The organism is Isoptericola sp. NPDC055881 (assembly GCF_053615895.1).
On the sequence record NZ_JBSHCR010000056.1, the window covers coordinates 17665 to 27883 of the forward strand.

Annotated in this window: 9 protein-coding genes; 3 read left to right on the forward strand and 6 right to left on the reverse strand. The window is 72.8% G+C overall.

The genetic code is table 11. The annotated features are described in order from the left end of the window. Positions 1 to 16: 16 nt before the first annotated feature. Complete coding sequence (locus ACWGKI_RS15790; RefSeq protein WP_380244400.1) at positions 17 to 1318, reverse strand: MFS transporter; 1302 nt, start codon at positions 1316 to 1318, stop codon at positions 17 to 19. A gap of 59 nt (positions 1319 to 1377) precedes the next feature. On the opposite strand from ACWGKI_RS15790, the gene ACWGKI_RS15795 reads away from it, so the two are divergent. Then, a complete protein-coding gene (locus ACWGKI_RS15795; protein WP_380244401.1) occupies positions 1378 to 1695 on the forward strand; it encodes a GNAT family N-acetyltransferase in 318 nt (105 codons plus the stop codon). Between the two features lie 14 nt (positions 1696 to 1709). Further along, the gene (locus ACWGKI_RS15800) at positions 1710 to 2639 is read left to right on the forward strand and encodes a GmrSD restriction endonuclease domain-containing protein (protein ID WP_452188216.1); all 930 of its coding nucleotides are present in this window, start codon (positions 1710 to 1712) and stop codon (positions 2637 to 2639) included. A 10-nt stretch (positions 2640 to 2649) separates the two neighbouring features. On the opposite strand, the gene ACWGKI_RS15805 is transcribed toward ACWGKI_RS15800, so the two are convergent. The 4 genes from ACWGKI_RS15805 to pgm form a co-directional block, all read right to left on the reverse strand. After that, the gene (locus tag ACWGKI_RS15805; protein WP_452188218.1) at positions 2650 to 3462 is read right to left on the reverse strand and encodes a YceI family protein; all 813 of its coding nucleotides are present in this window, start codon (positions 3460 to 3462) and stop codon (positions 2650 to 2652) included. A 5-nt stretch (positions 3463 to 3467) separates the two neighbouring features. Then, positions 3468 to 5969, reverse strand: a complete 2502-nt coding sequence (locus tag ACWGKI_RS15810; protein WP_452188220.1) for an MFS transporter — start codon at positions 5967 to 5969, stop codon at positions 3468 to 3470. A 40-nt stretch (positions 5970 to 6009) separates the two neighbouring features. Then, positions 6010 to 6474, reverse strand: coding sequence for a MarR family winged helix-turn-helix transcriptional regulator (locus tag ACWGKI_RS15815; protein WP_380244405.1), 465 nt, complete (start codon positions 6472 to 6474; stop codon positions 6010 to 6012). Between the two features lie 146 nt (positions 6475 to 6620). Then, complete coding sequence (gene pgm, locus ACWGKI_RS15820; protein ID WP_380244406.1) at positions 6621 to 8300, reverse strand: phosphoglucomutase (alpha-D-glucose-1,6-bisphosphate-dependent); 1680 nt, start codon at positions 8298 to 8300, stop codon at positions 6621 to 6623. A gap of 402 nt (positions 8301 to 8702) precedes the next feature. Here pgm and ACWGKI_RS15825 point away from each other — a divergent pair, with 402 nt between their 5' ends. Next, positions 8703 to 8951, forward strand: a complete 249-nt coding sequence (locus ACWGKI_RS15825; protein WP_380244407.1) for a hypothetical protein — start codon at positions 8703 to 8705, stop codon at positions 8949 to 8951. A gap of 93 nt (positions 8952 to 9044) precedes the next feature. Here ACWGKI_RS15825 and ACWGKI_RS15830 read toward each other — a convergent pair. Beyond that, the coding region (locus tag ACWGKI_RS15830) for an SGNH/GDSL hydrolase family protein (protein ID WP_452188223.1) at positions 9045 to 10219 on the reverse strand (1175 nt) is incomplete at its 5' end.

The window sequence follows — 10219 nt, forward strand, 5'->3', positions numbered from 1 at the left end:
AAGGTACCGGCTGGGCTCAGGTCGCCGCCGCGTACGGCCGTCGTCTCCGCATCCCCGGCAGGGCGACGACGGCGAGGATCGCGCACAGCCAGCCGCCGGACATCGTGACGACGAAACCGGCGTGCGAGTCCGCGGCGTCGATCGCCACTCCCGCGAGCCACGACCCGAGCGACACCCCGACGCCGAGCGAGGTGCCCACCCACGTGAGGCCCTCGGTGAGCTGGTGCGGCGCCACGAGGGCCTGCACCAGCGCGTTCCCGTTGACGAGGGTGGGCGCGATGGCGAACCCGGTCACGAACATGACGACGGCCAGCACCGCGATGTGGTGCACGAAGAAGAACATCGAGACGCCGACGGCGATCGCGCACGCGCCGATCGCGAACCGGGTGGACAACGGCGACACCCAGTGCCGAGCTCCGTACGCGAGCCCGGAGATCATCGAGCCCAGCGCGAAGCACGCCAGCACCAGTCCGGCCATCCCCTTGACGCCCTGCTCCTCCGCGAACGCGACCGTCGCGACGTCGCTCGAGCCGAACATGACGCCCATCGCGACGAAGACGACGGCCAGCACGGGCATGCCCGCCATCCGGATCGCGGAGCGGTGGTCGAGCGCGACGACGTCCGGGTGCGCGACCGTCCCGAGGTGCTCGCCGTCCGCGGGCACCGCCACCCGGCCCGACGGCGGCTCGGTGCTCCGCTGGCTGAGGAACCAGGCCGCGCCGCCGCCGCCGACGATCGCGGCGACGAGCAGCCCGCCCGCGGGGGCGACCGTCGTCGCGAGGGTGGTCGCGACCACCGGACCGACGATGAAGACGAGCTCGTCGAGCGCAGCCTCCAGGGAGTACGCGGTGTGCAGGCGCCGCGGGTCGTCGAGCGCGCGCGACCAGCGCGCCCGCACGAGCGACCCGTACGAGCCCTGCGACGCCCCGCCCACCGCGGCCAGCGCCCACAGCACCCACTCCGGCGCGCCCGACAGCGCGGCCGCGACCAGGCCGAGCAGCCCGACGGTCGTCGCGACCAGCAGCGGCGTCATGACGCGCGCCTGCCCGCGGCGGTCGACGACGCGCGCGATCTGCGGCGACACGATCGCCTGCGCGACCACGAGCACCGCGGAGACGCGGCCCGCCATCGCGTACGAGCCGTACAGGGTCTGCACCATGAGCACGGTGCTGATGCCGACCATCGACATAGGGAGCCGGGCGATCACGCCCGCGGCGGAGAAGCGGGCGGCGCCGGGGACGCGCAGGACGTCGAGGTACGGGTTGCGGGCCCGGTGGCCCGACGCCGCGTCGGAGGCCCCGGGAGTGGGCACTGTCACCTGCGGATTCTCGCACCGGGAGGCGACAGATGTCGGCGGCAGCGGCCAGGATGGGGGCCATGAACGACACAGGGACCGCGCCGACCCACGTCACCGTGGTCGAGGACCCCGACCAGCAGGTCTTCCTCGCCCGGCTCGACGACGGACGCACGGCGGGCGGCGCGTACTACGAGCTGGCGGAGGGCGCGGTCGTCTTCACGCACACGGAGGTCGACCCGGCGTTCGAGGGCCAGGGGATCGGGTCGCAGCTCGCCGCGGGCGCGCTCGCGCAGGTCCGTGCGGCGGGGAAGAAGATCGTGCCCCTCTGCCCCTTCATCAAGGCCTACGTGCAGCGTCACCCCGAGCACGCCGACCTGCTCGCGCACCCCGCCCGGTGAGGGCCAGGAGCTCCGTGCGACCGTCCGTCGCACCGCGCGGTGGTGTCGCCGCGCTGGGAGTCGTCGTCGCGCTCCTGCTCGGTGGCTGCGCCGGCGGTCTCGAGCCGGCGGCCACCGATCTCGGCGGCGCGGAGGTCGACACGTCCGCCGCGCCCGCACCCACGGGGACCGCTCCGGCGGCGTCGGGCACCGCGCTCGTCGCGCTCGACACGCTGCCGGTGAAGGGCCGCGCACCCAAGACCGGCTACTCGCGGGACCAGTTCGGGCCGGCGTGGGCGGACGTCGACCACAACGGCTGCGACACGCGCAACGACATCCTGGCGCGCGACCTGAGCCGCACCGTCACCGACCCGAAGACCCACGACTGCATCGTGCTGAGCGGCGTGCTCGACGACCCCTACACGGGACGTTCCATCGACTTCCGTCGGGGGCAGACCACGTCTACCGCGGTGCAGATCGACCACGTCGTCGCGCTGTCCGACGCGTGGCAGAAGGGTGCGCAGCAGCTCGACGACGAGGTGCGCCGACGCCTCGCCAACGACCCGCTCAACCTGCTCGCGGCCGACGGCCCGACCAACGCCGGCAAGGGCGACGGCGACGCCGCGACCTGGCTGCCGCCGAGCAAGGCGTTCCGCTGCCAGTACGTGGCACGGCAGGTCGCCGTGAAGCAGGCGTACGCGCTGTGGGTCACGCGGGGTGAGCACGACGCCATCGCGCGCGTCCTGTCCGGCTGCCCCGACGAGCCCCTGCCCTCCGGCGGGTCGGCACCGTCGGTCGAGGGGAAGGGCGACCCGTCCGCGACGGATCCCTCCGCCGCGGACGAGCAGGGCCCGTTCGCGCGCTGCGCCGATGCGCGGGCCGCCGGCGCAGCGCCGGTGCGGCGCGGCGACCCCGGCTACTCGTCGCAGCTGGACGGCGACGGCGACGGGGTCGCCTGCGAGTGACGGCCGCCGATCAGACGGCGGCGGCGCCCTGCACGGCCTGGACCTCGAGCTCCACCTTGAGGGTGGTGCCGACGATCGCCACGCCGGCCGCGGCGACCTCGTTGTAGCGGATCGCGAAGGCGTCCCGGCGGAGCTCGGTGGTGGCGCGGAACGCCGCGCGGGTCACCCCCTCCGCGTCGGCCCCGGTCCCCAGGTAGGTCAGGTCGAGGTCGACCGGGTGGGCCAGGCCGTGCAGGGTGAGCTCTCCGTGCACGGTCCAGCGGCCGGGGGTGACCGGGGTGAGCCCGGACGAGCGGTACGTGATGTGCTCGAACCGCTCCACGTCGAGGAAGTCCGGGGACCGCAGGTGCGTGTCCCGGTACTCGTTGCCGGTGTCGATCGACGCCGCCGCGATCACCGCGGCCACCCCCGACCGGGACACGTCGCCCGCCGCGACGTCGATCCGGCCGGCCAGCTCCGTGAACCGGCCCCGCACGCTGGAGATGCCCAGGTGCTGGGCCACGGCGGTGACGGAGGAGTGCGCCGGGTCGATCGTCCACGGCCCGGGAGGCGGCAGCTCTGTGCCGCCCTGCCGGGACAGGGTGACCGTGCCGACGGCGGCGTGCCCCGCCGCGGTGACGATCGTCGTGGACGCCGACGGTGCGTAGCCCACGGCCGTCACGATGGCGACGTACGCGCCCGGCCGCAGCGCGGCCTCGCCGCGCACGATGCCGTCGTCGTCCGCGCCGGTCCGCAGCACCTGGGCGCCGGCGGCGTCGGTGAGGGTGACGACGGCGTGCGGCACGGCCCACCCGTCGGGGGTGCGGACGGTGGCGGTCAGCATGCCGCTCACTCCGCGGGGTGCGCGAGCGCGATGTCGTGGTCGTCCACACCGTGCCCGGCGAGGCTCAGGGCCGACGCGGCCGGCGGGTAGCCCGTCGCGATCACGGTGTAGTCGCCGCCGCTCAGGTCGCTGAACGCGTAGGCGCCGTCGTCCCCGGTCGTGGCGGTGCCCGCCACGTTGCCCGCGGCGTCGAGCAGGGTGACACGGGCGTCCGCGAGCGGCCCGTGCGGCGCGCGCACCACGCCCGTGACCCGGGCGCCGGCCGCGAGCTCGACGTCGACGCGCGTGACGCCGACCGTGCCCACCTCGACGGGCAGCGCCCGCGGGCGGAAGCCGTCGGCGTTCACGGCGACGGTGACCGGTCCGGGCACGAGCTCCTCGACCGCGAACACCCCGTCCTCCGCCGTCGTGGCGGTGGCCTGCAGGTCGCCGCGCACGTCCGTGACGAGCACCATCGCGCCGGCCACGGGCAGCCGGTCGGGGCCGACCACGACACCGCGCAGCCCGCTGGTCCCGCTCAGCAGCACGTCGTGGGCCAGCGGGGTGGTGCCGACGACGACGGTCGAGGCCTGCGGCTGGTACCCGTCCGCCGAGGCGATGAGCACGTACGTGCCCGCGCCCGGCGCGCCGACGGCGTACGTGCCGTCCGACCGGGAGAGGGCGAGACCGAGCTGACGCCCGCCGAGGGAGATGAGCGTGATCGCGGCCTGGGGCAGCGGAGCGCCCTCGGCACCACGGACCAGCCCCTGCACGGGCACGCCGGCCATGTCGGACGACGCGCCGCCGTCCTGGTCAACCACCTCGGTGGCAGCAGCGGCAGCGCCTGTGGCCGGGCTGGCGGACGAGGCCACGGACGGCTGCGCGGCGAGCTCCTGGGGTGCGCCGGCGGGCGCGCCGTCGGCAGCCTGCTCGGCGGCGTTCCGGGTGCGCAACGGCACCTCCTTGATGCACACCACGAGGAGGAAGGCGACGAACGCGGCGCAGGCGCCGATGAGGAAGAGGTCCGCGATGCCGTGCCCGTAGGCGCTCTCCAGGACGCTGCGCAGCGGCTCGGGGACCTGGTCCATGTCCGGGATCTTGGTGGAGCTGCCGCTGCCGACGCTCTTCGCCAGGGCGGCACCCTTCGGGCCGAGGTCTGCCAGGCCGTCCGCGACGTAGTCGGGGATGCGGTGCGCGAGGACGGCGCCCAGCGCGGAGACGCCGATCGCCCCGCCCAGCGAGCGGAAGAACGTGACGAGGGAGCTGGCGGAGCCCAGGTCGGCGGTGGTCACCTGGTTCTGCGTGCACAGCACCAGGTTCTGCATCATCATGCCGACGCCGACGCCCATCACAGCCATGAAGACGGCGACGTGCCAGTACTCGGTGTCGTAGCGGATCGTGCTCAGCAGCCCCAGGCCGCCGGTCAGGAGCACCGCGCCGGAGACGAGCCAGGCCTTCCAACGGCCCGTCCTGGTGATGATCAGGCCCGACAGGGTGGAGGAGACGAACAGGCCGCCGATCATCGGGATGGTCATGACGCCGGCCATCGTCGGCGACTTGTCGCGCGCCAGCTGGAAGTACTGGCTGAAGAAGATCGTGCCGGCGAACATCGCCACGCCCACGAACAGCGAGGCGACCGAGGCGAGCGCGACGGTCCGGTTGCGGAACAGCCGCATGGGGATGACGGGCTCGGCGACCTTGGACTCGACGAGCACGAACAGCAGCACGAGCACGAGCGCGCCGCCGACCATCGCGTACGTCTGCCACGAGTTCCAGTCGTACTTGTCGCCGGCGAACGTGACCCACAGCAGCAGCAGGCACACGGCGGCCGTGGACAGGAACGCGCCGCCCCAGTCGATCTTCACGCCGTCGCGCTTGACGACGGGCAGGTGCAGCGTCTTCTGCAGCACGATCAGCGCGACGAGCGCGAACGGCACGCCCACGTAGAAGCACCAGCGCCAGCCGAGCCAGTCGGTGTCGGTGATCACGCCGCCCAGCAGCGGGCCGCCCACCGTGGCGACGGCGAACGTCGCCCCGAGGTAGCCGGAGTACCGGCCCCGCTCGCGCGGCGCGATCATCGTCGCCATGACGATCTGGGCCAGGGCCGACAGCCCGCCGGTCCCGATGCCCTGCAGCACGCGGCACACGATCAGCCACTCCGCGGACTGGGCCAGGCCGGCGGCCGCGGAGGCGAGCACGAAGATCACGAGCGCGACCTGGACCAGCACCTTCTTGCTGAACAGGTCCGCGAGCTTGCCCCACAGCGGGGTGGTCGCCGTCATCGACAGCAGGGACGCGGTGACGACCCAGGTGTAGGCCGACTGGCCGCCGCCGAGGTCGGTGATGATCTCGGGCAGGGCGTTCGAGACGATCGTGGACGACAGGATCGCCACGAACATGCCGAGCATCAGGCCCGACAGGGCCTCCAGGATCTGCCGGTGCGTCATCGAGACGCCGCCGCCGGACCCGGCGTGCCCTCCTGGGGCTGAGCGCCGGGCGTGCGCGGGCGCCGCTGTGGTCGTTGCCATGAAGATCCTCTCGAGGTACTGCGTGAGGGCGGGCCGGCCGTCAGGCCGACGCCGGGACCGCGGTGCGTGCGGCCGGGGGGCAGTCCGCGAAGCTGCCGTGCAGGCGGGCCATAAGGCCGGCGAGCTGGTCGATCTCGTCGTCGTCCCAGTCGGTCATCCGGTCGGCGAGCAGCTGGGCGCTGCGGCCGGAGATCTGCTCGAGCATCCCCCGCCCCGCGGCCGTGATGCTGAGGATCGACGACCGTCCGTCGGCCGGGTCGGGCGTGCGCTCGACCCAGCCGCGGTCGACGGCGTGCGACGCGTGCCGGCTCGTGACGGAGGCGTCGACCCAGAGCAGGTCGGCCAGGCGGCTCAGCCGCATCGGCCCCTGGCGGTGCAGGGTGGAGAGCACGGACGTAGGGCCGACCGGACAGTCGTGCGGCAGGTTGCGCACGATGGTCCGCTTGACGACGCCGACGGCCCGCAGCTGGCGCTGGAGCTCCTCGAACCTCGCGTGCTCAGGCATGCTTGCCCACCCCCCGGTTGGTTGCGAGGAGCAAACATAAAAAGGTTGCCTGTTGAAATCAAATTGAGACCGCGATGTGACCGCGGCGCGCGCGGGCGCTTCTCAGGAAGGTGTCAGTCGGCGCCGAGCGTCATCGCTGGAACGAATCAGGCGTCGCCGAGCGCGCCGTCGACCAGCTCCTTGGCGGCGGCCTGGACCTCGGCGAGGTGGTCCGCCGACACGAAGGACTCGGCGTAGATCTTGTACACGTCCTCCGTGCCCGACGGGCGCGCGGCGAACCAGGCGTCGGAGGTCGTCACCTTGAGGCCGCCGATCTTCGCCCCGTTTCCCGGCGCCTCGGTGAGCGTCGCGGTGATGTCCTGCCCCGCGAGCGTGGTCGACGTCACCGCGTCGGGGGACAGGGCGGCGAGCCGCGCCTTCTGGTCCCGCGACGCCGGGGCGTCCACCCGGGCGTACCAGGACTCGCCGTGCCGGGCGACGAGGTCGGCGTGGTGCTCGGACGGGGTGCGGCCGGTGGTCGCGATGATCTCCGCGGCCAGCAGGGCGAGGATCAGGCCGTCCTTGTCGGTCGACCACACCCGGCCGTCGTGACGCAGGAACGACGCCCCGGCCGACTCCTCGCCGCCGAAGCCGATCTCGCCGTCCAGCAGGCCGGGCACGAACCACTTGAAGCCCACCGGCACCTCGACCAGCCGCCGGTCCAGGCCGGACGCGACGCGGTCGATGAGAGCCGAGGAGACGAGGGTTTTGCCGATCGCCGCACCGTCCGGCCAGCCCGGACGGGCGCCGCCGTACAGGTACTCGATCGCCACGGCCAGGTAGTGGTTCGGGTTCATCAGCCCTGCGTCGGGGGTGACGATGCCGTGCCGGTCGGAGTCGGCGTCGTTCCCGGTCGCGACGTCGAACGGGGCGTCCCCGGTCATGCGCTCCACCAGCGACGCCATCGCGTACGGGGAGCTGCAGTCCATGCGGATCTTGCCGTCCCAGTCGAGCGTCATGAACGACCAGCGCGGGTCGACCTGCGGGTTCACCACGGTGAGGTCGAGGTCGTAGCGCTCGGCGATCGCGCCCCAGTACTCCACCGACGCGCCGCCCAGCGGGTCCGCGCCGATGCGGACGCCGGAGGCACGGATCGCCTCGAGGTCGACGACGTTCGGCAGGTCGTCGACGTACGTCGTCAGGAAGTCGTGCTTGTGCGTGGTGTCGGCGGCGAGCGCGTCCTCGAGCGAGACGCGGCGCACGGACGCGAGCCCGCCGGTCCGCAGGATCTCGTTGGCGCGGTCCGCGATCCAGCCGGTCGCCTCGGAGCCGGCGGGGCCGCCGTGCGGCGGGTTGTACTTGAAGCCGCCGTCGCGCGGCGGGTTGTGCGACGGCGTGACGACGATGCCGTCCGCGAGGCCCGGGCCCTCCGTCCGGACGCCGTCGCCCGTCGTCGCGCCGTTGTGGATGAGGATCGACTGCGACACCGCCGGGGTGGGCGTGAACGAGTCGCGCGCGTCGACCATGACGGTGACGCCCGCGGCCGCCAGCACCTCCAGCGCCGTCTGCCACGCCGGCAGCGACAGGGCGTGGGTGTCCCGGCCGATGAACAGCGGCCCGTCCGTGCCCTGCGAGGTGCGGTACTCCACGATCGCCTGCGTGATCGCGGCGATGTGCGCCTCGTTGAACGCGGTGTCGAGGCTCGAGCCGCGGTGCCCCGACGTGCCGAACACCACCTGCTGGCCCGGGTCCGAAGGATCCGGCGTCAGGTCGTAGTACGCGCCCACCACCTGGTCGACGTCGATGAGGTCGCTGTCCTGGGCCGGCTTCCCTGCGCGCTCGTGCATGGGTTGATCTTGCCAGGCCCTGGGCGGTCCGCGCAGGCGAGAGCGAGATTGCGGCGGTCGCAGCAAGGTGCGTCGTATTGATCCCCGTGTGCGCGATAAAACAAATAATGAAGACGCATGCGAAGTTGACAAATAACGCGAAATCAAATGTCGCCCGTCCTGCAAGGTCGGCATAGGGGTTCTCCACGGCCTTCTCTGGCGCGTTGAAGACGTGGCATTATCGTCCTGGCGAATCTTTCCCTGAGGAAGTGAGAGCGTGATTGGGGTACAACTACCGGGTCGGCATGAATTGGCTGGGATCCGACCTGACCAGCTGCCTGGCGATCAATACGGTGCGGAGCAAGGCAGCGCTCACCGTTTCCAACGACACCAGCTGCCGGTCTAACCCGTAGGGTCGCGGCCATGGAAGCAAGTGTGCCTCGCTGGCGGGTGGTGGTCTCCTACGGCTTCCCCCTCCTGGTCCTCGCGGCTCTGCCGTATCTGGCCTGGGCGATCCTCCCCTTCCCCGCAGTCGCAGCGCAGTGGACTGTGGGCCCCCTGCGCCGCCGGGCGGTGACGATCACGTATGTCTGCGCAGTGGTCGCGTCGGCGTTGTTCACCCTCGTCAGCCAAGCGCTCGTGGGCGGACAGGACATCTCTCAGGTCAACTGAACGACAGCCGCGAGCGGCCACGGCGCTGAGCACTCACCCTCGCGTTCGATCACACGCATGTCCTCACGCAGGCGCCCCTGGAGAGGCAACCCGTCAGCGGTGGCAGCGCAGCACCTCGGGGTCGACGGCGGCCGCCATCGCGGCGTACCCGGCGTCGCCGGGATGCAGGTGGTCCCCGGAGTCGTGCTGGGGGAGGAGGCGCCGAGGTGCGGCGGGGTCGCGGACGGCGGCGTCGAAGTCGACGACGCCGTCGAGCTCGTCGGTCGTGCGGATCCACTGGTTCACGTCCGCACGGACGGCTTCCTTGGTCGCGTCGTAGTAGAAGGCGCCCTCGAACGGCGTGAGCGTGCCGCCCACCACGCAGACGCCCACGGCGTGCGCCCGGGCGAGGAGCTGGCGGTAGGCCGCGACGAGCTGGTCGGCCGAGGTCGCGTCGCCGTTGCCGATGTCGTTGATGCCCTCCAGCACGATGACGGTCTCGACGTCCGGCTTGGCGAGCACGTCGCGGTCGAAGCGCGCCAGGGCGCCGAGGCTCGTCGCGTTCGACAGGACGCGGTTCGCGCCGATGCCCTGGTTCATCACGCCGTACCGCTCCCCGACGGGGGCCTGCGAGACCTGGTCCGCGAGGTAGTCGGGCCACCGATGGTCGGCCCCGACGGTCGAGCCGCGCCCGTCCGTGATCGAGTCCCCGAGGACGGCGAGCGTGTCGACGGCGCGGGGCGCGTCGACGACGAGGCCGGACACCCAGTACCAGTGGTCGGTCGTCGTGGTGAACGGGGTGCCGTCCTCGTCGTGGGCGGCGTCGCCCGCGGCGACGAAGGAGGTCTGGAAGGCCCGCAGATGGCCCGTGGGCGTGGTCTGCTGCCCGACGGCGTGGACGCTCACCGCGACGGTCGTGTCCGGGGGGACGTTCCAGTCCACGGGGTCGCTCAGGACGTGCGCTCCCGGAGCGACGGTGACGGCGTCCGCGCCGCCGAAGGTCGCCCGCCGGTTGCTGCCCGGGACGACGTCGGCGCCGGCGTCCCTGACCCCGACGTAGACCGAGTCGAACGTGACCGGGGCGGTGCCGAAGGCATTCGAGAGCTCGACGCGGACCCCCGGCCCGCCGACGCTGGTGTGCACCAGGTTCCGCACCGTCTGGTCGTCGAGGCTGCCCGGGAGGACGTCCGGGCTGGCCGCCCAAGACACCACCTGGTCGGTGGCCGGTCCGGCGGTGTCCGTCGCCGTGCCGGTCACCGTGCCGCTCCCGCCCGGCGCCGGTACGGCGC